This is a genomic window from Polynucleobacter sp. es-GGE-1, assembly GCF_018882005.1.
Taxonomy (GTDB): Bacteria; Pseudomonadota; Gammaproteobacteria; order Burkholderiales; family Burkholderiaceae; genus Polynucleobacter.
The window spans coordinates 148,763-171,990 of record NZ_JACVPE010000010.1 but is presented as its reverse complement, the minus strand read 5'-3'; the positions used below and the strand labels follow the sequence as shown (position 1 = coordinate 171,990).

The following is a 23,228-nucleotide window of genomic DNA, read 5'->3' as shown; positions in this document are numbered from 1 at the left end:
GGCTCTATGCAATACGATATTTTACTCATTGGTGGTAATGGATTTGTGGGCCGTGTGTTGGCTGCACAACTTCAAGTTGCGGGCTATTCAGTATTAATTCCGTCTAGTCATCCTGCGGCTGGGCGTGAGTTACGTATGCTACCGAAGATACACATTGAAGATGCTGACATTCATGAGTTTGATGAATTGCAGTCATTGTGTGCTCGTATAAAACCCAATGGCGCAGTCATCAACTTAGTTGGCGTATTGCACGATAAACCGGCTCAGCCTTATGGGAAAGTATTTAAAGCTGCACACGTAGATTTACCAAAAAATATTATTACTGCGATGCAACTCCATGGGCTAAAGCGCTATCTGCACATGAGTGCGCTTGGTGCCGACTCCAATGGACCTTCTATGTATCAACGGAGTAAGGGCGATGGAGAGGCGGCGGTTAAGACCAGTAATGTAGATTGGACTATTTTTAGACCCTCAGTTATTTTCGGCGCGCAAGATCAATTCATTAATTTATTTGCTAAGCTTGCCAAATTGTTTCCAGCAATGCCTTTGGCAAACCATCAAGCAAAGTTTCAGCCAGTGAGCGTGGATGATGTCGCAATTGCATTTGTAAAATCTTTAGCGATGCCACAAACCATTCATCAGTCTTATGATTTAGTAGGCCCTACGGTTTATACGATGAAAGAGATTGTGGAGTTTGCTGCACGCAAAGCCAAGACTTCTTGTGCCATTATTCCCGTGCCGGCTTTTGTGGGATATCTCCAGGCTTTAGCCTTTGAGTTTTTGCCTGTGCCAACCTTGATGTCACGCGACAACATTGCTTCTATGCAGTTGCCCAATACTTTGCCTGTGAACGGTAGAGATGCTTTGACTGAAGTGTTCAAAATGAGCCGCCGCACCCTAGAGGGTATGCAGTAATGAAGATTTACGCCGTTGGCGGTGCCATTCGAGATACCCTCATGGGTTTACCAGTCCATGATATTGACTACGTAGTAGTGGGCTCCAGCGTTGAGGAAATGATTGCGAATGGCTTTCGACCAGTTGGAAAAGATTTCCCCGTTTTTTTGCATCCCAAGACTCAAGCTGAATATGCTTTAGCGCGCACTGAACGTAAGACGGGCAAAGGCTATAAAGGCTTCCATTTTTATGCGAACCCTTCAGTCACTTTAGAGCAAGATCTGCAGCGTCGTGATTTAACGATTAATGCCATGGCCCAAGAAGTCGATGGTGATGGAAATCTATGCGGACCTATTTTGGATCTTTATGGCGGACAAAAAGATTTAGCAGCAAAAGTCTTTCGGCATGTATCAGATGCTTTTGCAGAAGATCCATTGCGTTTATTGCGTATCGCTCGTTTTGCCGCACGCTTTCCAGAATTTAGTGTGGCAGATGAAACGATGCTCTCATTAAAAGCCATCGTTCAGGCCGGCGAATTAAATGCTTTATCCGCAGAGCGGATCTGGCAAGAACTCGCTAGAGGTTTGGTTGCGAGCAAGCCAATGCATATGTTCCAAGTATTGTTAAACACGGGCGCTGCTAAAACGATTCTTTCACCAACATTAAACGTGCAACTGGCTCAAGAAAAATTTCGTGAACAGTTGATTGCCCATTTTGATTCGATTGGAGATGCATTAGATGATCGTTGCGCAATTGCCTTAATGAATGTGCCTGCCAGCGAGATTCGTTCGTGGGCAGAATGTGTTCGGATGCCTATTGAGGTTCGTGATTTTAGTGAAATCTTTAGTGAGCTCATTACATTCATTGATAAATACCATAGCCGTTTTCAGACGGTGGATGTCTTAGCTTGGCTGAATCGTGCCGATGTTTGGCGCAAGCCTGATCGCGGACAACAATTATTAAATCTTGCTGCAAAGATAGGGTTGAATGTTGCCGCCTTGATCAAGGCAATGCGGAACGCTCAAGCACTTAATACTGCCGAAATTATTGCTGGTGTCGCAGCAGAAGATCGATCTAATGGTGAGCGAATCGGTAGCGCATTTGAGCTTGCAAGATTAGCGGCAATTACTTCAGCACTCCAGACTTAAGTTTTAGAGTCTATTTCTGCCGTGTAATCCAGGCAGATCCTCTAGCGTGTAGCCTGGCAATAACTGCTCTAAGTTTTTAGTGAAAGCAAAGACTTTAAATAGCTCACCCATTTCTGCTTCGGATAACAATTTCTGTAATGAGTTAGAAATTGGTAAAAACGTTGCTGGATTATTAGGGTCGCCAATCGCCAAAGCAATGTCACCAATGCCTGCATCTAAGAGATAAGCAGCTTGGTTTGTGAGGAATACATCGTCGGCATTTTCTGCGAGAGCGCTGCGAGCAATTTGTGACCACTCCACGTGTGTTGTGAGATCACATAGACCTGGAAGATGAAAAGGGTCTTGAATAGCATGATGACGATGGTGGGCCATTAAAGTGCCCTCCAGTCTTTGTGGATGGTAATACTCACCTTCTGGAAAGCCGTAATCAAAAGTTAGGAACAAACCGCTGTGAAGTTGCTGTGTAACTTGATGCATCCATGCATTTGCGGGGGCATGCAATTCAGTGACGTAGCCCTCTGAAAAATTCCCACTTAATAAAGTCTCTGGGAGCAAATCCTGCTCAACAGGTGAACCTCTTTTCCAAGTGAAATTATTATTTTCAACAGTAACGCCATGCCAATACCAAAACCCATTTTGATAAATGATGGCATCGCACGGAATGGCATCGATCACCTCGTTTGCCAAAATGATGCCCTTGAAATCTTGAGGTAGTTCGCTAAGCCAATCGCATTGAGTTTGACTATGGAGTTGTTTAATAGTTTTGCCGATGAAATCTTGTTGACGTTGCGCTAAGTCGGGAGAGATCTCTACGATGTCATAACGGTCTAATGCGAAATCAAGATCTTGTAAGCGAGTCAGAATGGAGGCAGCTAATTTACCGGTGCCAGCCCCGAATTCCAAAATTTGGGTTTGTAGACCTTGGGCTTTAAGTCCTTCAAGAACTGGAATGAGCGTAGTGCAAATGGCTGCACCAAATAGCGGGCTTAGTTCTGGTGCCGTGGTGAAGTCCCCACCAGAACCCAACTTGTGCGCGCCAGCGCTGTAATAGCCCATTCCAGGCTCATACAGAGCCATCTCCATATAGCGGGAAAAGGGAATCCAAGCACCTTGGGAGGCGATCTCAGAGGCTATTTTGGCCTTCAGAAGCTCACTGTGCTCCATTTCGAGGCTGGTCAAGGTAATATCCATAGCTCGCTAGTCTAAGAGAATTTAATTGAACCCGAGTTCAAACACCCCTTCCGAGCAACGAAAAGCCGTTTTAGTGACCGGCGCCGCCAAGCGCCTAGGTCAAGAAATTGCTATGCAGTTCGCCCGCCAAGGCTGGGATGTGGCCGTTCATTATGGGCGATCTGAAAGAGAAGCTCAAGAAACCGTAGCTCAAATTCAGAGCCTTGGTGTGAAGTCAGTAGCCTTTCAGGCTGATTTGGCTGATGAGCAAGCTGTTAAAAATCTTTTTTCTCAAGTGAGTAAACAATTTACGAATCTGCATTGCCTAGTAAACAACGCATCAATTTTTGAATACGATCGCGCTAACTCCAATGTGCCACTGACTTCTCAGAGTCTGCAGGAGCACATGCAAGTCAATCTAACTGCGCCAATTCTGCTGTCCCAGTTGATGTTTGAGTTTCAGAAAATCAATGGGGATCAATCAGATGCTGTACCTTCCGCCATTCAATTGCTGGATCAAAAGCTGATTAATCTCAATCCTGATTATTTGTCGTACACCTTATCAAAAGCAGCGTTGGCAACTTCTGTCGAAGTGTTGGCAATGGATTTTGCTCCGCACTTAAGGGTGGTGGGATTGGCCCCAGGCATTTCTTTGCCTTCTGGCGATCAAACTGATAGTGGTTTCTCTAAAGCCCATCAAATGACACCACTAGGTAAATCATCTACACCCTCTGACATTGCTAAGGCTGCTGTATTTTTGGCCGAATCAAGCGCAATTACTGGAACGACTCTCTATGTAGATGGTGGACAACATCTACTATCTTCATCACGTGATGTGATGTTTAAAACGAATTAAGTATTTCTATAAAGTAACTATCTATGCACGCCATTCTTTCTCATCCTGCCCTCGCTGATTGCCGCCGTTTATTTTTGCGGGACTACGAGATTTATATCAATATCGGCGTCCATGATTTTGAAAAGAAGGCAGAGCAACGCGTGATTTTAAATATCGATTTGTATATTCCACTGGATATGAATACACCAACAAATGATCAATTGGATGAAGTGGTAGATTATGACTTCATGCGTGAGACCATTAAGGCGCGAGCCTCCAAGGGCCATATCCATCTGCAAGAAACCTTTTGTGATGACATCGTGACCTCGATGTTATTGCACCCCAAGGTCCTGGCTGCGTGCGTCAGTACTGCTAAGCCCGACGTTTACCCGGACTGCCATTCAGTAGGGGTTGAGGTGTTTCGGATTAAATCAGCATAGAGAAATTAGAAAAGAATTCAATTGTCATGGGCGATATTCGTAAAGTTGTCTTCGAAGAAAACAAGCTAGAGAAAAAACTCTGCCGCTTGGTGGGTCAAGCCATTGGTGACTTTGGCATGATCGAAGATGGCGATAAGGTGATGGTGTGTGTATCTGGGGGCAAAGATAGCTATGCCATGCTGGATGTTTTGATGAAGCTTCGTGAGCGTGCACCTATCCATTTTGAAATCGTTGCAGTGAACTTAGATCAGAAGCAGCCTAATTTTCCTGCGGAGACCTTGCCTAATTATCTTAAGAGTTTAGGCATTCCATTTCACATTGAAGAGCAAGATACCTACAGTATCGTCAAGCGCGTTATCCCTGAAGGTAAAACGACCTGTGGTTTGTGTTCTCGTTTGCGTCGCGGTATTTTGTATCGTGTTGCCGATGAGTTGGGCGCAACCAAGATTGCCTTAGGTCATCATCGCGACGACATTCTAGAAACCCTGATGCTCAATATGTTCTATGCGGGCAAGCTCAAAGGAATGCCGCCTAAGTTGCGCTCAGACGATGGCAAGCATATTGTGATTCGACCCCTAGCTTATGTTCCAGAAAAATTGTTGGAACGCTATGCGGGTGATATGAACTTCCCGATCATTCCCTGTGATTTGTGCGGCAGTCAGCCTAATCTGCAGCGCCAGGTGATGAAAGAAATGCTCCGCGATTGGGAAAAGAAGCATCCTGGTCGTGTAGAGAATCTATTCCGCTCAATGCACCATATCGTGCCTTCCCACCTGATGGATGGGGAAGCTTTTGATTTTCAGGGTCTGGAGATTACTACTGAGTTGACTGGAATTGCTGCGAGGTCCTCAGGCGACAAGGCAATTGATGAGGCAGATTTAGACGAATTGGCATGTGGAGCCCTGATTCAGGGGACTTATAATCCCCCTTTATGAATATCGTCATATTGGCTGCTGGGCAAGGAAAGCGGATGAAATCTGCCTTGCCCAAGGTCCTGCAAACTCTGGCAGGTAAGCCCCTTCTACAGCATGTGCTTAATACCGCTTTATCTCTGCAAGCAAAGTCCTCTAAAAATGGACCGATTGTGGTTGTGGGGCATGGCGCTGCAGATGTCAAAGAATTCCTATTCAGTGCCGCTAAGGAAGATTCCAGATTTAGTAGCGTGAGCACCGCTATGCAGGCCCAACAAAAGGGTACTGGGCATGCACTGCTGCAGGCACTGCCTAAGCTTGATTTACAAGAACCCACTTTAGTTTTGTACGGCGATGTGCCGCTGACAACCCAAAAGACTTTAAGTAAATTGACTAAGCTAGCTGATGGTGTACGTGGCAAAGATTCTGCGTTAGCACTTCTTACTCAGAATTTAAATAATCCAACAGGCTATGGGCGCATTGTGCGCGATACCGATGGCTCTGTTAAAGAGATTGTTGAAGAGAAGGATGCAACATCCGCTCAAAAAACCATTCATGAAATTAATACCGGCATTATGGTATTGCCAACCAATGCTCTGAATAAATGGCTCAAAGCATTGAGTGCAAGCAATGCTCAGGGCGAATACTATTTAACGGATGTCATCGCAATGGCTGTTAAGGATGGTGTGCCCATTCGAACTACGCAAGCTGATGCCGAGTTTGAAACTGTGGGTGTGAATAGTCGTGATCAACTAGCCGCTTTAGAGCGAATTCATCAACTTAATATTGCCAATCAATTAATGGATGCCGGCGTATCTCTTGCTGACCCAGCGCGTATCGATGTGCGCGGGACCTTAGAGTGCGGTAATGATGTTTCTATCGATGTCGGTTGTGTATTTGAGGGTTGCGTTACATTGGCATCGGGCACAAAGATTGGCCCATATTGCGTGATTCGTAACAGCGTGATTGGTAAAGATGTTGTTGTTCATCCTTATAGTCATTTAGATGGCGCAAAGGTTGGCAATCAATCAGTGATTGGGCCATATGCTCGCTTACGACCTGGTGCAGATTTATCGAATGATGTTCACATCGGTAATTTTGTCGAAGTGAAGAACAGCAAAATTGCAGCTAATAGCAAAGCCAATCACTTGGCTTATATTGGTGATTCTATTGTGGGCTCAAGAGTCAATATTGGTGCTGGCACGATTACTTGTAATTACGATGGAGTAAATAAGCACCAGACCATTATTGAAGACGATGCCTTCATTGGCTCAGATACTCAGTTGGTTGCCCCGGTGAGAGTTGGACGCGGCGCTACATTAGGCGCTGGCACCACCTTGACTAAAGATGCGCCTGCCAATCAATTGACGATCTCAAGAGCAAAACAAATTTCTTTGCCATGGCAGCGCCCCACAAAGAAAGAGAAAACACTGGCGACAAAAAAAGTTGCGGTCAAAAAGACTGTGAAGAAAGTAGTAAAAAAAGTAGCAAAGAAAGCTGTAAAGGGTAAAAAATAATGTGCGGTATTGTTGGGGCGGCATCTCACAAAAATATTGTTGATGTTTTGGTTGAGGGTTTGCGTCGTCTTGAGTATCGCGGGTATGACTCTTGTGGTTTTGCAGTAATCAATGGTGATGATGCTAAGCACCCCATTGAAAGAGCGCGCACCACCGCACGTGTTTCTGAGCTGGCTGAACAAGGCAAAGACTTTCGTGGCACCCTAGGTATCGCTCATACACGCTGGGCAACCCACGGTAAGCCGGATACACAAAATGCACATCCTCATATTTCAAATGGTTTGATTGCAGTTGTCCACAACGGCATTATTGAAAACTACGAAGCGCTGCGCACAGAATTAAAAACGGGCGGCTATGTCTTTACTTCTGAGACTGACACCGAAGTGATTGCCCATTTGATTCATCAGCAATATGTGAGTGCTGGCCAAAAGGATATTGCACAATCGGTTAGAGCGGTAGTACCTAAGCTGCATGGTGCTTATGCAATCGGGGTGATCGCACAAGACAGCCCCGCAACTTTGGTTGGGGCACGTGTAGGCTCGCCTTTAGTGGTGGCGCTTGGCGATCAGGAAAATTTTCTTGCATCCGATGCCCTAGCATTAGCTGGTCGCACTCATTCGATGATGTATTTAGAAGAGGGTGATGTCGCTGTTCTCAAGGCAGATAGCGTTGCAGTGATTAATCAGGCAGGTGAATCTGTGGAGCGTGATCGCAAGCCAATGCCGGCACAAGCAGACTCTGTAGACCTGGGCCCTTATCAGCATTACATGCAAAAAGAAATCTTTGAGCAACCAAGAGCGATTGGGGATACTCTTGCCAACATTGCTTCATTTGGTCCAGAGTTATTTGGTGCGAACGCTGATGATTGGAAAGCTTTTGACCAGATTTTAATTCTGGCTTGCGGCACGAGTTATTACTCTGCGTGCGTTGCTAAGTATTGGTTGGAGGATCTTGCCGGTATTCCTACTCAAGTAGAAATCGCGAGTGAATATCGCTATCGGACAACAGTACCTAATCCGAAGACTTTAATTGTGGTGGTCTCACAATCAGGCGAGACGGCCGATACCTTGGCAGCCTTGCGCCATGCCAAGGCTCTTGGCCATCCATATGCTTTGGCTATCTGCAACGTTGCGAGTAGTGCGATGGTTCGTGAAACCAACTGGCATTTCTTAACCAAAGCAGGTGCTGAAATTGGTGTTGCATCTACTAAAGCATTCACCACGCAATTGCTAGCGCTCTATCTTTTGGCGATTTCGATTGCTAAGCGTGCTGGAAAAGTTTCTGCAGAAAAAGAGAAAGAGCTTCTCCGTGAATTACGCCATTTACCAAAAGCGTTGCATGCAGCGCTAGCACTTGAGCCACAAATCATTGCTTGGAGCGATGTTTTTTCTAAATGCGAGAATGCGCTCTTCTTAGGTCGTGGCATGCATTATCCAATCGCACTGGAAGGCGCATTGAAGTTAAAAGAGATTTCCTATATACATGCAGAAGCCTATCCTGCAGGTGAGCTAAAGCATGGGCCGCTGGCATTAGTGACCGACAAGATGCCAGTCGTTACGGTTGCTCCTAAAGATGACTTGCTAGAGAAGTTGAAGTCCAATATGCAAGAAGTGAAGGCGCGTGGTGGAAAGTTATATGTATTTGCCGATCAAGATACTGAGATCGTTAACAGCGATGGTATTCATGTGATTCGCTTGCCTGAACACTATGGCAATCTTTCGCCCATCCTACATGTGGTCCCACTGCAGTTGTTGGCGTATCACACTGCGTGTGCTCGCGGCACTGATGTTGATAAGCCTAGAAACTTAGCAAAGAGTGTGACAGTCGAATAAATTTAAGCAGATAAATCAGGACTTTAGGAAGTCCTGATGCCATTTTTGTGTTCAAATAACTCTTGTAAAAGAGGATATTTGTTGCAATTCATGTTTCTGTCGAAAGTACCCCCATTCTCAAGCTTGCGTTTACTTGCACTGATTTGGACAGGCGTAATTTCTGCGTGTGCAGTTGGGCCAGATTTTAAGCAACCAGAAGCACCCAAAACATCTTCGTATACCGAAGGCCCCTTATCTAAAAAACTCACTACTGCTCCTGGCGTTCCTGGTGGCACTGAGCAAGAGTTTGTCGAAGGTGCTGACATAGAGGCACAGTGGTGGGAGTTATACAAGTCCCCTGAATTAGATGCTTTGATTAAAAAAGCTTTACAGCAAAATCCGAATTTAGGCGCAGCTGATGCAGCATTGCGCGCTGCCCAAGAAAATGTCAACGCTCAAATTGGTGGGCAATATTTTCCGGCGGTAAGTGTTGGCGGTGCTGCTACACGGCAGCTTCAGCCTTCAGCAATCTACGGCATTCCTTATGGCTCAGACACTTACAACCTCTACAACACCTCGGTAAACGTGAGCTACAAACTGGATGTGTTTGGTGGCGCCCGCCGTGCGGTTGAGGGCGCAAGAGCTCAAGCAGAAGTTGCGCAGTATCAACTTGAAGGCGCCTATCTCTCTTTGACGGCGAACGTTGTTACTAGCGCTGTGAAAGAAGCAGCACTCCGTGCGCAACTACAAGCTACGGAAGAAATTTTGAAAGCGCAAACCAATCTTGCGGAAGTGACTGAAAAACAATTAGCCATTGGCACAGTATCTAAAGTAGACGTCACTTCACAGCGAACTTTAGTTTCAACTTCTCAGGTGGATCTTTTTAATTACGAAAGAAATTTAGCGTTTGCACGTAACCAGTTAGCGGTATTGGTGGGCGAGCTACCTAGCAATGCCGCTATTACTCAGTTCAATCTCAGCAAATTGCACCTACCAGAAAAATTACCTCTTTCGGTACCATCGAGCTTAGTGCGTCAACGTCCTGATGTGCGGGCAGCTGAGGCTCAGCTAAAGGCACAGAACGCATTTGTAGGGGTTGCTACGGCAAATTTATTGCCTCAATTTAATATTACGGGTTCCATTGGTTCTGCTGCGTTAACTTCAGCAGCTTTATTTGGGCCTAATTCGGCCTTATGGTCTATCGGTGGCGGTATTTTGCAGCCTCTGTTTCAAGGTGGACAGCTATTAGCGCAGCGTCGTGGGGCGATTGCGAATTACGAGCAGGCAGCTTTTCAGTATCAGGCAACAGTATTAAGCGCATTTCAAGAGGTTGCCAATGCATTACGCGCACTTGAGACGGGTGCGCAAGGACTGAAAGCAGCATCTGACGCCGAGCGCTATGCCTATGAAACATTGGACCTTGTGCAGCAACAATATAAATTAGGAACAGCTAGTTACCTAGCGGTACTCTATTATCAAAACCAGTATCAACAGGCAAAAGTGAAATCGGTGGCTGCACAAGCAACGAGATTTTCTGATACAGCAGCATTATTTACAGCATTAGGCGGGGGCTGGTGGAATCGCGAAGGCCCCGCTTTCAAACCAAAAGCCATAGCGAATAAAGATCAAAATGAAACTTCTGGAAACAATTAAAAGCAAGTTGATTACCGCCATCCTTGCCGTATGGGCTTGGATGAAACTCAAAGCTGAGCAATGGAAATTACGTGATAAGGCTATCGCACTTTGGGAAAAAGCCAAAGCTTTCTATGCGCGCATGGGAGTTAAGTGGCGCGGCACTAAAGCGTATGCCAAGCTCATGGCGATGGAGCCACTTCAACGTCGTATGACGATCATGTTGTGTGCCGTTTTCTTATTGCTGGGCTTGATTTTTACCTTCAATCAATTGAAGACTTTCATGATTAAGTACTTCATCTCGGGAATGGGTTTGCCACCAGCAACCGTGTCGACGATGGTAGTAGGAAGCTCTGAATGGCAGCCTCAGTTGAGTAGCGTAGGTAATGTGCGCGCCTTCAGGGGTGTAGAGTTGAGCACTGAGATCGGTGGTTTGGTGCAGACAGTACCGATTAAGTCTGGTCAAGATGTCAAAGAAGGCGAGCTATTGATTAAGCTCAATGATGCTTCAGATGTGGCGCAGTTGAACTCCCTAAAAGCGATGGCAGATCTCGCCAAGGTGATTAATGAGCGGGATGCGCAACAGTTAGTGATTCAGGCGATTAGTAAAAACGTATTTGATAGCAGCAAGGCTGACGCAAAATCTAAGCAGGCACAAGTAGAAGCGCAAGCAGCCTTAGTAGCCAAGAAAAATCTGAAAGCGCCGTTTAGCGGGCGGGTCGGTATTGTTTCTATTAATCCAGGTCAGTACGTTAATTCTGGTGATAAGTTGTTCACGCTGCAGACTTTAGATCCTATTTTTGTGGACTTCACATTGCCACAAAGCAATGCTGAACAGATTCAAGTTGGCCAAGATGTAGTGGTTACTACGGATGCATTTAAGGATGCAAGCTTTACTGGCAAGATTACGGCCGTGAGCCCGAAGGTGGATACCAATACCCGCAATATTCAAATTGAGGCGCAGATTGCTAATCCGGACAAGAAAGTGCTTCCAGGAATGTTTGCGAATGTGAATATTAAGCTTGGCAACCAAGTGAAGTTGCTAACGCTGCCACAAACTGCTGTGACTTATAACCCATATGGTTCAACAGTCTTCATTGCTAAAGATACTGGTAAGAAAGATAAAAAAGGTAAGCCCACTTTAGAGGCACAACAAGTATTTGTGACTACCGGTAGTACTCGTGGCGATCAGGTGGCTATTCTCAAAGGCATTAATGAGGGCGATACCGTTGTAACGAGTGGTCAGCTGAAGCTAAAGAATGGCACGCCATTAATGATCAACAATAAGGTGCAACCTGCAAATTCACCTGATCCTAGACCTCAGGAATAAGTAGTCGATGAATTGGACGGACATATTCATTCGCAGGCCAGTACTCTCGCTGGTGGTGAGTGCGCTCGTATTGGCATTTGGTTTGAAGGCGATCGGGTCTCTCCCAGTTAATCAATATCCTCAAACACAAAATGCCATTGTTACCATCACCACTGCCTATTACGGTGCAGATCCTGAAACGATTGCTGGGTTTATAACGCAGCCCCTTGAGGCATCCATAGCACAAGCCCAAGGAATTGATTACTTATCTTCAACTAGTGTTAGTGGTGTATCTACTATTGTTGCTACCTTAAAGTTGAACTACAACTCTAATGCAGCATTGACACAGATTCAGACGCAAATTAGCGCAGTCAAAAATCAATTACCCCCGCAGGCACAACAGCCTGTTCTCACGGTGCAGGTAGGTCAATCTATCGCGGCAATGTACATGGGCTTTTATAGTGATCAGTTACCGAATAATGCGATCACAGATTACTTGTTGCGCGTAGTTAAACCAAAGTTAGATTCCATCGAGGGTGTACAGAATGCCGAAATTACTGGCGGTAGAAAGTTTGCTTTACGCGCTTGGCTAGATCGTGAAAAGATGGCCGGTCTAGGAATAGGCGCAGATGACGTTTATAGCGCGATGTCTGCCAATAACTATTTGTCAGCAGTGGGCAGCACTAAGGGCGATATGGTCTCTGTTGACTTAGTTGCTGGGACTGATCTTCATACCCTAGATGAGTTTCGCAAGTTAGTTGTTAAAAAAGATGGCATCAATATTGTCTATTTAGATCAGGTCGCCAATGTATCTTTGGGATCTGAGGACTACAACACGAATGTGGCGTTCAGTGGCAAGCAGTCGGTCTTTATTGCAATTAAAGTCGCACCGCAGGCCAACTTACTAGATGTTGCACAACGCGTAAGAGACTCCGTCCCTAATATCCAAAAGCAATTACCCATTGGCATGAATGGCAATATTGTTTATGACTCTACTAAATTTATTACTAGCTCGATTGATGAAGTAGTTACGACCTTGCTTGAAGCCTTGATCATTGTGACTTTGGTGATTTATCTCTTCTTAGGTAGCGTGCGCGCTGTTGCAGTGCCAGTGATTGCAATGCCACTCTCTTTGATTGGCACTTTCTTTTTGATGCAAGTTCTGGGCTATTCGATTAACTTGCTAACCCTTCTCGCCCTAGTGCTCGCAATCGGCTTAGTGGTTGATGACGCCATCATCGTCGTAGAAAACGTTGATAGGCATATGAAAGAGGGTAAGTCGCCCTTAGAAGCCTCTCTGATTGCTGCTCGCGAACTAGGCAGTCCTATTTTAGCGATGACTGTTGTCTTAATTGCGGTCTATATTCCGATTGGTTTCCAAGGTGGTCTCACAGGCGCGCTCTTTACTGAATTTGCTTTTACGCTGGCCAGCGCGGTTGCGGTATCAGGTTTAATTGCTTTGACTTTATCCCCGATGATGTGCTCGCGCATCTTTACTGAGGAGCAAGAGGCATCTTCATTCGTTAAAAAGATTGATCAGATTTTTGATAAGGTACATCACAGTTACCAGACTACTTTGCGTGATTTGTTGAGTACTTGGCAGGTCATTGTTGTGATGGGCGCCATTTTGTTGGGTGGTGTTGCTTACTTATATGCCACCGCTCGCGCAGAGCTCGCTCCTACCGAAGACCAAGGCATTGTTTTGATGCAGGCATCTGGTCCCCCGAACGCTACCGTGAATCAAATGCAAACCTATGCAGATCAAATTTATGCAATTGCTGCTGCTGAACCAGAATATGAGCAAGCGTTTCAGATCACCAGTCCAACCTCTAGCTTTGGTGGAATTTTGTTAAAAGATTGGAGTGAGCGCAGTCGTAATGCAACGAAGTTCCAACAAGACATGCAGCAAAAGTGGAATACGATTGCTGGCGCGCGCGTAGCCGCATTTCAGTTCCCAGCATTACCGGGGGCTCAAGGCTTGCCAGTGCAAGTCGTTATCAACACAACAGAGTCTTATGAGCAGTTGAATGATGTAGCGCAAGCGGTTTTAGATAAAGCGCGCCGTAGCGGTAATTTCTTCTTTGTGGATACTGATCTAAAGATCGACAAGCCACAAGACGTATTAGTGATTGATCGCGAAAAGGTGGCTGCCTTGGGAATGACACAGCAGCAAGTCGGCGCAGCATTATCTGCAGCCTTGGGTGGTGGTTATGTTAACTACTTCTCCGTTGCAGGCCGCTCTTATAAAGTGATTCCACAGGTGAAACAAGTTGATCGCTTGAATCCCGACCAGATTTTGGATTACTACATTCGTACACCGAGTGGCGCCATGATTCAGGCGCGCACGATTGCAAGTATTAAACAAAAAGTGGTTCCCCAATCGATTAATCACTTTCAGCAATTAAATTCGGCAACGATCTTTGGTGTGAGCACGCCCTTTATTTCTCAGGCGGATCTATTGGAGTACATGCGTCAAACTTTAAAAGAGGTTGCGCCAAATGGTTATGCCATGGACTACGCAGGTCCTTCTCGTCAATTTATGGCGGAGTCTGGCGGATTTCTAGTCACCATGTTCTTTGCGATTTTGATCGTGTTCTTGGTGCTTGCCGCGCAGTTTGAAAGCTTCCGTGATCCGATTGTCATTCTCGTTTCTGTGCCGCTAGCACTCTTTGGGGCTCTCATCTTTATTAACCTCGGATTCACAACTTTGAATGTTTATACACAGGTCGGATTAGTTACGCTGATGGGTTTAATCAGCAAGCACGGTATCTTGATTGTAGAGTTTGCTAATGAATTGCAAGAGGCAGGACGAAGCAAGCTAGATGCGATTGTAGAGGCGAGTAGCGTGCGCTTAAGGCCGATCTTGATGACGACTGCCGCGATGGTTTTGGGAGTGGTGCCGCTAGTAATAGCTTCTGGTGCTGGTGCCGCAGGACGTCAATCAATGGGGATTGTGATCTTTACTGGCCTATCGATTGGTACCTTGTTCACTTTATTTGTCGTACCCGCAATGTATCTTTTCATGGGTGCAGATCACCACGAGAAGAAATTTAAGCAGGGATAAAGGTAGAAAGCTAAGCTAACTCAATATCACTTACTAATGATATTGAGTTCTTTCTCTGCAAACTCTTGAAAGTGAGTTTCTGCTTGAAGTTGTTTTACCCAGCGTCCAATGTTTTTGAGATCAGTGCGCAATCCAGTTTGCTTAGGGAAGGTCTCATTAAGCAATATCCAGCGATGCACACATAAGGCCAGCACAATATCACCGATATGAAATTGCTTGCCGGAGCAGTAGGCTTGTGACTCCAGAGTTTGATCAAGCAAAGCAAATAATTGGTTGGTATCTTGGTACGCTTTTTGAATAGCCGCGTGATCACGCTCCGCTTCCGGAACTCTAGTGAGACCTAGAAAGGTGGGACGTAAAACTGGCCAAAGAGTGCCGACCTGCCAGTCCATCCATTTTTCAGAACCAAACTGAGACTTCACGTCTGATGGAAAGCGTTTATTTTTATCGTACTGCGCGGCCAGGTAGCGCATGATGGTATTCGATTCCCATAGCACGAGATCGCCATCTTCTAGTGTTGGCACAAGTCCATTAGGATTCAGCTTTAAGAATTCTGGTGAGCGAACGATGCCAAATTGAAGCCCTGCATCAATTCTTTCAAAATCAGACCCTTCTTTGAGTCCCAACTCAGCTAGACACCACAATACTTTTTGAACATTGATGGAACTTTTGCGACCCCATAAACGCATCATGGCATTTCCTTAGAAGTATTAATTAGTGTTAGCTAGTTTTGATCTCAGAAAAATCAAGACCAACAAATTTGCTGCGCGCGAAAATGAGCGGCTCTTTTTCAGGATGATTTTTTAATTGAATGACTTTGGCAACAATGATGTTGTGATCCCCACCGACGTGGACTGAGACTGTTTCGCACTCGTAATATGCGACGCAATGATCGATCTGAGTAAGACCACTAGCGGCAATTTTATGATCAAGCCCAGCAAACTGATCTACTTTTACAGTTGCAAAGTGCATCGCCAAGTTTTCTTGTGACCGCTCTAGGACATGAATGAGGTGCTTCTTGCCAACTTCCACCCAGGGCATGAGGCGCGAGTGTTTCTTGAGACTCCACAAAATTAAGGGCGGCTCTAGAGATACTGTATTGAAAGAGCTAATCGTGATGCCGTGAGAATGTTGATTCTCATCAATACAGGTAATGACGGTAACCCCAGTCGCAAAAGAGGCAAAACCTTTGCGAAGCTCTTGTGAGGTAAACGGGGTCATCAACGACTTACTTTGTCTCTGCTGGGGCGATAGTAGTTCCTGGAATGGGAATCAATACTTCATTTTCTTCCGCCTTCACGCATTTAAAACGATATTCCTTGCCAGCCTTGGATAAGAAGCTGGCACCTTCATAAAAATCGCTCTTACAAGTCTTAGTCGCAAAATCCATCACGCCTTGTGGGTTCGCACTAGAGGTAATGAGGCGCATATTGCCCATAGACATATTGATTTGGGTAGAGTAGCACCCAGAGAGCATCAAACCAGAAATCGCGGTTAATAGTAGAATTTTTTTCATGGAAGCCTCCATAATTAGCAATGCTCGTTAGGATAAACCTATTAAGCAAAAGCTGTGGGGAATTGCCTCGTTTGAAAAGGAAGAGACATGTTTAAAGCAATATTGATTAATAAGGATGATCAGGGTTATCGAGCCGAATTGGGCCAGGCAGATGAGGCTAATCTCCCCGAGGGCGATGTACGGGTAAGGGTCTTATATTCCACCCTCAATTACAAGGATGGTTTAGCGATTACTGGCAAAAGCCCAGTAGTGCGCAGTTTTCCAATGGTTCCGGGGATCGATTTTGCTGGCGAAGTGATAGAAAGCTCTAGCTCTGACTTTAAGACTGGTGACATGGTGCTTTTGAATGGCTGGGGGGTTGGTGAGGGGCATTGGGGTGGATTGGCTCAGCAGGCTAGGGTAAAGGCTGATTGGCTGATTCCTTTACCTAAAGGCTTTACCGCCAAACAAGCTTTAGCAATTGGTACTGCTGGGTATACCGCAATGCTGTGTGTCATGGCTTTGCAAAAGCATGGTCTCAAACCAAGTGATGGCGAGGTATTGGTAACGGGCGCTGCAGGTGGTGTAGGTAGTTTTGCCGTCCACTTGTTGAGTAAGCTGGGTTTCACGGTCGTTGCTAGTACAGGTCGAATAGCCGAAGCGGATTATTTGAAAAAACTAGGTGCTACTGAAGTGATTGATCGTGCAACTTTGTCTGCACCAGGAAAACCTTTAGCTAAAGAACGTTGGGCGGCGGTATTAGATAGCGTTGGCAGTCATACTTTGGCTAACGCCTGTGCACAGACGAAGAGTAATGGCGCAGTCGCTGCCTGTGGTCTTGCGCAAGGCATGGATTTTCCATCCAGTGTTGCGCCATTTATTTTGCGTGGCGTCACTTTGTATGGCGTGAATAGCGTTACCGTCCCCCGTGAAAAACGAATTGCGGCTTATGAGCAACTTAGTAAGTTAGTGGATTTGAAAACGCTTGATGAAATTTCTCATGAAATTACTTTAGGCGAATCACTTCAGTATGCTCAAGAGTTGATGGCGGGCAATGTGCGTGGACGTTTGATTGTGGACGTCAATAAGTAAACTTTTTAAAAAGCGTTTATTGAACTATTGAGCAGCTTGAGGTTTGCGATTTTCTAGTTGTGACCAAACCTTGAGTTTCTCTGCATTTGAAAGTTCTGACCAATCTGCGATTTCAGTAAGTGTGCGATAGCAACCTCGACAATACCCATTTTCAGGATTCATGTCGCACCAGTTGATACAAGGTGATGGTACTGTAGTCAAAGTAAGTCTAGATGTATTAGAAAAAACGAAAAAATAAATTCATGAGCACTCAAAAACAAACTGCTGCAGAAAGCGTACTCCATTATCCCTTAGGTGATCGGCTTCCACAGACAGGTGAGTCTATTGAGGTAGCGCCTGGAGTGCGCTGGCTTAGAATGCGCCTGCCATTCGCATTGGACCATATCAATCTGTGGTTATTACGAGATGAAATTGATGGCATTGCCGGTTGGACCATCATAGATTGTGGCATTGCAAATGATGAAACTAAAGCCTCGTGGGAGCAAATTTTTGCAAGTCAATTAGAAGGTCTGCCGGTGCTAAGGGTCCTCGTGACTCACATGCATCCCGACCATGTTGGCTTGTCACAATGGCTGTGCGAAAAGTGGAAGGTGCCCCTATGGATTTCCATGACGGACTATTTAACGGCGCAGTGGTTAAGTTGCAAAGAAGGTGGCGCTGCTATTGGTGCACGCGCTGGTGGGGGCGGCTCAGCAGATCATTTTCAGAGGCATGGTTTAACTGCTCTAGAAGATCTAGAAAAAATTCGGGCGCGCTCAAATTACTACAGTAATATGGTTCCTGGCGTGCCTCGTCAATATCGCCGTATCCTCGATGGCGAATTGATTTTGATCGGTGGTCATTCTTGGCAGGTCATCATGGGTTACGGGCACGCACCGGAGCACGCATCGCTTTTTTGTAAAGCACTTGGCTTATTAATTTCTGGCGATATGTTGTTACCTCGCATCTCTACTAATGTCAGTGTTTATGATGCTGACCCGGATGCTGATCCACTAGGGCTTTACTTGCAATCCCTAGAAAAATATTTGCCCTTGCCTAATGAAACTTTGGTGCTTCCCTCGCATGGCAAACCGTTTACCGGCATGAAGCCTCGGATTGCACAACTCAATGCTCATCATGATGAGCGTCTAGCAGAGGCGCTTGGTGCCTGTCAAAAACCAGCAACTGCTTGTGAGATAGTGCCAGTTTTATTTAAGCGTGAATTAGATATTCATCAACTCACATTTGCAATGGGCGAGGCTATTGCGCATCTGAATTACCTACTTCGTCGAGGAAAGTTGGATCGCCAGCTTTGCGAGGACGGCGTGTTGAGGTTTTCCGCGGTTTCGCTTTCGGTTTAGCACTGGTTTTTTTAGTCTCAGGCTCTTCACGAGGCGTCGTGGCTGCAGCCCCGGCTGCGGATACGGCATCCCCAAAAGACTTCAAGGCCATCATCGTGGCGTGTTGTACCTCGAGACCTTGAATGGTTGACTTCAGAATATTCAAGTTAAGGTTGAGCCAATTCTCGACGCTTTTCAGGTCTTTAATGCGCTTCTCGAGCTCATCAATATCCATGCCTGGAAAAGCGGATCCAATCCCCCCGGCAGCCTTTGAGGCATCAGTAGTAAAGGGAAATTGCCCAGCTTGACCTGCTGCACCTTGACCCCACATGGTTTTAAACATTTCTAGGCTTTGATTAAATTCTGGAATGGTTCCAAACATAGAGGCTCCGGGATAAATAAAAAGTGGCTTTTCCAATAGAATAAGGGATTCTAGAGATTAATCCCGGTTAAGCAATGCAATTTAATGGTTTGTCCCAGCCTTATACCCGTGGTCAGGCACTTCCTGATCTGCTGAAGCAGCGCATCCTGATATTGGATGGTGCAATGGGAACCATGATTCAGCAGTACAAGCTCAGTGAAGCAGATTACCGTGGGTTGCCTACTAATACCCGTTTTGCGGATCATCCAGGCGATATTAAGGGTAACAATGAACTCTTAGTGCTAACTCAGCCACAAATTATTAGCAAGATCCATGAGCAATATTTGGATGCTGGCGCAGACATTATTGAAACGAATACATTTGGTGCAACTTCAGTAGCGCAAGAAGATTACAAAATGGCAGGTTTGGCACGGGAGATGAATGAAGTCTCTGCAAGGCTTGCGCGCGCTGCTTGTGAAAAATACAGTACACCTGAAAAGCCACGTTTTGCCGCAGGGGCAATTGGACCTACTCCAAAGACAGCCAGCATCTCTCCAGATGTGAATGACCCAGGCGCACGTAATGTGACCTTTGATGCTTTACGTGCCTCCTACCGTGAACAGATCGAAGGTCTATTTGCAGGCGGGGTCGATTTATTCTTAGTTGAAACTATATTCGATACTCTGAATGCAAAAGCGGCCCTGTTTGCGCTGGATGAATTTTTTGAAGAGACGGGTGAGCGGTTGCCAGTGATGATTTCTGGAACGGTCACTGATGCCTCTGGTCGCATTCTCTCTGGTCAAACAGTTGAAGCGTTCTGGAATAGTTTGCGCCACATCAAGCCACTAACATTTGGATTGAACTGTGCTCTCGGTGCTGCATTAATGCGCCCTTATATCGCAGAGCTTTCACGTATCTGCGATACAGCAGTGTCTTGCTACCCCAATGCAGGTCTACCAAATCCAATGAGCGACACGGGCTTTGATGAGACGCCTGATATCACATCAGGTCTAGTGGATGGTTTTGCAAAAGATGGCTTAGTGAATTTGGTCGGTGGTTGCTGTGGTACTACACCCGAGCACATTCGGGCAATTGCTAATGCCGTTGCGAAGCGTAAACCGCGTGCGTTCTATCGTGAAAATGCAGAGGAATCAGCATGAGTAAGATAGATAAACAAACAATACCAGCGATGAAGCTTTCTGGCCTCGAGCCCTTCAATGTAACTTCTGCTGTCGGTTTTATGAATATTGGTGAGCGTACTAACGTAACCGGATCTAAAGCATTTTCTCGGATGATTTTGAATAATCAATTTGATGAGGCGCTAGTAGTGGCTCGCCAGCAAGTTGAAAGCGGTGCTCAAGTCATTGATATCAATATGGATGAGGCCATGTTGGATTCAGAAGCGGCGATGACGCGCTTCTTAAATCTGATTGCCTCCGAGCCTGACATTGCTCGCGTGCCCATCATGATCGATTCTTCTAAGTGGAGTGTGATTGAGGCTGGCTTGAAGTGTATTCAAGGCAAGCCGATTGTGAACTCGATTTCCTTAAAAGAAGGTGAAGAATCTTTTCGTAAACAAGCTCGCTTGATCCGTCGCTATGGTGCTGCTTCGGTAGTGATGGCGTTTGATGAAGTCGGTCAAGCCGATACTTTTAAGCGCAAGACCGAGATTTGTCAGCGCTGCTACAGTATCTTAGTCAATGAAATTGGCTTTCCAGCCGAAGATATTATTTTTGATCCTAATATCTTTGCGATTGCCACGGGCATTGAAGAGCACGATAACTACGCAGTCGATTTTATTAACGCTACTCGCTGGATTAAAGAAAATCTGCCGGGTGCCAAGGTCAGTGGTGGCGTTTCGAATGTGAGCTTCTCTTTCCGCGGCAATGATCGCGTACGCGAGGCTATTCATACGGTATTTCTGTATCACGCTATCCAAGCGGGTATGGATATGGGCATCGTCAATGCTGGGCAATTAGGTGTCTATGCAGATTTAGATCCTGAGTTGCGTGAGCGCGTTGAAGATGTCGTGCTAAACCGCTTTAAAGATAAAGATAGCCAAACGCCAACTGAGAGATTGCTGGCTATTGCCGATCAATTCAAAGGCGATGGCACTAAGCAGATTGAGAACTTGGTCTGGCGCGATAACCTAGTGCGCGATCGTTTAACGCATGCTTTGGTTCATGGCATCACCACATTTATCGAAGAAGATACCGAAGAGCTGCGTGCCGAAATAATGGGTGCTGGCGGTAGGCCAATTGAGGTTATTGAAGGCCCTCTGATGGATGGTATGAACGTAGTTGGCGATTTATTCGGCGCCGGCAAAATGTTCTTGCCCCAGGTCGTAAAGAGCGCACGTGTGATGAAACAAGCGGTTGCCATTCTGATTCCTTACATTGAAGAAGAAAAGCGTCAGCACATTGCTGCTGGTGGCGAAGCGAAAGCTAAGGGCAAGATCGTGATGGCTACCGTTAAAGGTGACGTCCATGATATTGGTAAAAATATTGTGACAGTAGTTCTGCAATGTAATAACTTTGAAGTGGCTAATATGGGTGTGATGGTACCCTGTGCAGAAATTCTGAAGCGTGCCAAAGAAGAAAATGCTGACATTGTTGGCTTATCAGGACTAATTACGCCATCACTTGAAGAGATGACTTATGTTGCGCAAGAGATGCAGCGCGATGATTATTTCCGTGAGCGTCAAATTCCTTTAATGATTGGTGGCGCTACTACTTCTCGTGTTCATACTGCCGTGAAGATTGCTCCGCATTATGATGGCCCGGTGGTTTATGTGCCAGACGCCTCGCGTTCGGTATCGGTTGCCTCAAGCTTGCTCTCTGATGAAAGTGCTAAGAAGTTTATTCAAGACTTGCGCGATGATTATGTCCGTATTCGTGAGCAACATGCCAACAAGAAGGCTGCCCCAACCATTTCCTTAGAAGCTGCTCGTAAAAATCGCGAGATGATTGATTGGTCTAGCTACGTTCCAGAAAAGCCAAAGTTTATTGGACGCCGCGTTTTTAAAAACTTTGCACTGAGTGATATTGCTAAATACATCGATTGGACACCATTCTTTCAAACTTGGGATTTAGCAGGAAAATTTCCGGCTATTTTGGATGATGAGGTAGTTGGAGTGGAGGCATGCAAAGTGCATGCCGATGCTCAGGCTATGTTGGATAAGTTGGTGAAGGGTCAATGGCTTCAAGCTGATGCTGTGGTCGCTTTTTACCCGGCCAATACAGTGGGTGATGATATTGTTTTATATAGCGATGAGGCTCGCCAACATCCATTATTTGTTTGGCACAATTTGCGCCAACAGTCTGAACGCCCAGTGGTCGATGGTGCGCGCAGACCTAATCGTTGTCTAGCAGATTACGTAGCGCCAAAAGATTCTGGTGTGGCTGACTATCTTGGCTGCTTCGCAGTGACTACTGGCCATGGTGTTGAAAAGAAAGTTGCTGAGTTTCAGGTAAAGCATGATGACTACAGTGCCATTATGTTGAAGGCTCTAGCAGATCGTTTGGCTGAAGCGTTTGCAGAACTAATGCACCATCGCGTGCGAACTGATTTGTGGGGCTATGCAACAGATGAGCTTTTAACCAACGATCAGATGATCAATGAAGAATATCGTGGTATTCGTCCAGCGCCAGGTTATCCTGCTTGCCCAGCGCATGAAGTAAAGCAGGACTTGCTAAGAGTGATTGGCTCTGAAGATATTGGCATGACTCTGACTGAGTCAATGGCGATGAATCCAGCTTCTAGTGTGAGCGGTTTTTATATGGCTCATCCAGATGCGCAATACTTTAATGTTGGAAAAATGAGTAGCGATCAAGTGGAGGATCTTGCTCAGCGTCGAGGGCAGTCTGTCGAAGATGTCCGCCGTCAATTAGCTAGCCTGATAGATTAAACGCCCCACATCACAGGCTCATTTTTGGCTTTTGCCTGTTTCATGAGCTCTAAAAAAGGATAAGCCCTTTGGCCAAGTCGGTCTGCTAACTTTGGCTTTTCAGTTTTTTCATTAGCCGGATTATTTGCCTTAGAGCGTTCTTCAAGGTCTTGAAGGATGGCTGTTTCCAAGGCTGTAATGAGAGTGGGGAGCTGTTCTTTAGTGAGGATCCCTCTGGGTTCCAGTGACCGACCCAAAATATCAAAAATTCGCTGAGTCAGATCCGCCAGCATGATGACGTCCGGACCCGCTTTGGAGCGAAATTGATAGATCATTTTGATAGC

21 protein-coding genes are annotated in these 23,228 nt (G+C 45.8%); 14 read left to right on the top strand and 7 right to left on the bottom strand.

The features are described from left to right. Positions 1-6 precede the first annotated feature (6 nt). Both ICN35_RS09720 and ICN35_RS09715 read left to right on the top strand, forming a co-directional pair. On the top strand, positions 7-915 hold the full coding sequence (locus tag ICN35_RS09720) for a complex I NDUFA9 subunit family protein (RefSeq protein ID WP_216127163.1): 909 nt from the start codon (positions 7-9) through the stop codon (positions 913-915). After that, complete coding sequence (locus ICN35_RS09715) at positions 915-2,042, top strand: polynucleotide adenylyltransferase (RefSeq protein WP_216127162.1); 1,128 nt, start codon at positions 915-917, stop codon at positions 2,040-2,042. The genes ICN35_RS09720 and ICN35_RS09715 overlap by 1 nt, the downstream gene beginning before the upstream one ends. A 3-nt stretch (positions 2,043-2,045) precedes the next feature. Here ICN35_RS09715 and ICN35_RS09710 read toward each other — a convergent pair whose 3' ends face one another. After that, positions 2,046-3,221: a class I SAM-dependent methyltransferase gene (locus ICN35_RS09710; protein ID WP_255535794.1), complete on the bottom strand. Its 1,176-nt coding sequence runs from the start codon at positions 3,219-3,221 to the stop codon at positions 2,046-2,048. 37 nt (positions 3,222-3,258) lie between these two features. On the opposite strand from ICN35_RS09710, the gene ICN35_RS09705 reads away from it, so the two are divergent. The 8 genes from ICN35_RS09705 (at position 3,259) to ICN35_RS09670 (ending at position 14,731) form a co-directional block, all read left to right on the top strand. Beyond that, positions 3,259-4,068, top strand: a complete 810-nt coding sequence (locus ICN35_RS09705; RefSeq protein ID WP_216127159.1) for an SDR family oxidoreductase — start codon at positions 3,259-3,261, stop codon at positions 4,066-4,068. Between the two features lie 23 nt (positions 4,069-4,091). Continuing rightward, positions 4,092-4,487, top strand: a complete 396-nt coding sequence (locus tag ICN35_RS09700; RefSeq protein ID WP_216127158.1) for a dihydroneopterin aldolase — start codon at positions 4,092-4,094, stop codon at positions 4,485-4,487. Positions 4,488-4,513: 26 nt separating this feature from the next. Next, positions 4,514-5,422 (top strand): tRNA 2-thiocytidine(32) synthetase TtcA, encoded by a 909-nt coding sequence (ttcA, locus tag ICN35_RS09695; RefSeq protein ID WP_216127157.1) that lies wholly within the window; start codon positions 4,514-4,516, stop codon positions 5,420-5,422. Further along, the gene (gene glmU, locus ICN35_RS09690; RefSeq protein ID WP_216127155.1) at positions 5,419-6,915 is read left to right on the top strand and encodes a bifunctional UDP-N-acetylglucosamine diphosphorylase/glucosamine-1-phosphate N-acetyltransferase GlmU; all 1,497 of its coding nucleotides are present in this window, start codon (positions 5,419-5,421) and stop codon (positions 6,913-6,915) included. The genes ttcA and glmU overlap by 4 nt, the downstream gene beginning before the upstream one ends. Continuing rightward, on the top strand, positions 6,915-8,747 hold the full coding sequence (glmS, locus tag ICN35_RS09685; RefSeq protein WP_216127153.1) for a glutamine--fructose-6-phosphate transaminase (isomerizing): 1,833 nt from the start codon (positions 6,915-6,917) through the stop codon (positions 8,745-8,747). The genes glmU and glmS overlap by 1 nt, the downstream gene beginning before the upstream one ends. A 78-nt stretch (positions 8,748-8,825) precedes the next feature. After that, positions 8,826-10,379 carry an efflux transporter outer membrane subunit gene (locus ICN35_RS09680; protein ID WP_255535793.1) on the top strand — a complete coding sequence of 518 codons (1,554 nt, stop codon included), beginning with the start codon at positions 8,826-8,828 and terminating at the stop codon, positions 10,377-10,379. 169 nt (positions 10,380-10,548) lie between these two features. Further along, positions 10,549-11,688 (top strand): efflux RND transporter periplasmic adaptor subunit, encoded by a 1,140-nt coding sequence (locus ICN35_RS09675; RefSeq protein ID WP_216127249.1) that lies wholly within the window; start codon positions 10,549-10,551, stop codon positions 11,686-11,688. A 7-nt stretch (positions 11,689-11,695) separates the two neighbouring features. Further along, a complete protein-coding gene (locus tag ICN35_RS09670; protein ID WP_216127151.1) occupies positions 11,696-14,731 on the top strand; it encodes an efflux RND transporter permease subunit in 3,036 nt (1,011 codons plus the stop codon). Between the two features lie 26 nt (positions 14,732-14,757). Here the strand turns inward: ICN35_RS09670 and ICN35_RS09665 are convergent, their stop codons facing one another. The 3 genes from ICN35_RS09665 to ICN35_RS09655 are packed head-to-tail and all read right to left on the bottom strand — an operon-like array spanning position 14,758 to position 16,247. Continuing rightward, entirely contained in the window at positions 14,758-15,423 is a 666-nt protein-coding gene (locus tag ICN35_RS09665; RefSeq protein ID WP_216127148.1) for a glutathione S-transferase family protein, read from the bottom strand. Between the two features lie 28 nt (positions 15,424-15,451). Beyond that, positions 15,452-15,952 carry a flavin reductase family protein gene (locus ICN35_RS09660; protein ID WP_215295969.1) on the bottom strand — a complete coding sequence of 167 codons (501 nt, stop codon included), beginning with the start codon at positions 15,950-15,952 and terminating at the stop codon, positions 15,452-15,454. A 7-nt stretch (positions 15,953-15,959) separates the two neighbouring features. After that, the gene (locus ICN35_RS09655) at positions 15,960-16,247 is read right to left on the bottom strand and encodes a hypothetical protein (protein WP_216127145.1); all 288 of its coding nucleotides are present in this window, start codon (positions 16,245-16,247) and stop codon (positions 15,960-15,962) included. An 87-nt stretch (positions 16,248-16,334) separates the two neighbouring features. Between ICN35_RS09655 and ICN35_RS09650 the strand changes: the two genes are divergently transcribed. Continuing rightward, complete coding sequence (locus ICN35_RS09650) at positions 16,335-17,318, top strand: MDR family oxidoreductase (RefSeq protein WP_216127142.1); 984 nt, start codon at positions 16,335-16,337, stop codon at positions 17,316-17,318. A gap of 24 nt (positions 17,319-17,342) precedes the next feature. Here the strand turns inward: ICN35_RS09650 and ICN35_RS09645 are convergent, their stop codons facing one another. Further along, positions 17,343-17,519 (bottom strand): DUF1289 domain-containing protein, encoded by a 177-nt coding sequence (locus ICN35_RS09645; protein WP_216127139.1) that lies wholly within the window; start codon positions 17,517-17,519, stop codon positions 17,343-17,345. 41 nt (positions 17,520-17,560) lie between these two features. On the opposite strand from ICN35_RS09645, the gene ICN35_RS09640 reads away from it, so the two are divergent. Then, positions 17,561-18,658 (top strand): MBL fold metallo-hydrolase, encoded by a 1,098-nt coding sequence (locus ICN35_RS09640; RefSeq protein WP_216127137.1) that lies wholly within the window; start codon positions 17,561-17,563, stop codon positions 18,656-18,658. Here ICN35_RS09640 and ICN35_RS09635 read toward each other — a convergent pair. Beyond that, a complete protein-coding gene (locus ICN35_RS09635; protein WP_215319216.1) occupies positions 18,558-19,019 on the bottom strand; it encodes a PhaM family polyhydroxyalkanoate granule multifunctional regulatory protein in 462 nt (153 codons plus the stop codon). The genes ICN35_RS09640 and ICN35_RS09635 overlap by 101 nt on opposite strands. A 74-nt stretch (positions 19,020-19,093) precedes the next feature. Between ICN35_RS09635 and ICN35_RS09630 the strand changes: the two genes are divergently transcribed. Together ICN35_RS09630 and metH are read left to right on the top strand one after the other, a co-directional pair. Continuing rightward, positions 19,094-20,158 carry a homocysteine S-methyltransferase family protein gene (locus ICN35_RS09630; protein ID WP_216127135.1) on the top strand — a complete coding sequence of 355 codons (1,065 nt, stop codon included), beginning with the start codon at positions 19,094-19,096 and terminating at the stop codon, positions 20,156-20,158. After that, entirely contained in the window at positions 20,155-22,905 is a 2,751-nt protein-coding gene (gene metH, locus ICN35_RS09625; RefSeq protein WP_216127133.1) for a methionine synthase, read from the top strand. The genes ICN35_RS09630 and metH overlap by 4 nt, the downstream gene beginning before the upstream one ends. Here the strand turns inward: metH and ICN35_RS09620 are convergent. Beyond that, the gene (locus ICN35_RS09620) at positions 22,902-23,219 is read right to left on the bottom strand and encodes a DUF1840 domain-containing protein (protein WP_216127130.1); all 318 of its coding nucleotides are present in this window, start codon (positions 23,217-23,219) and stop codon (positions 22,902-22,904) included. The genes metH and ICN35_RS09620 overlap by 4 nt on opposite strands. Positions 23,220-23,228: the final 9 nt, after the last annotated feature.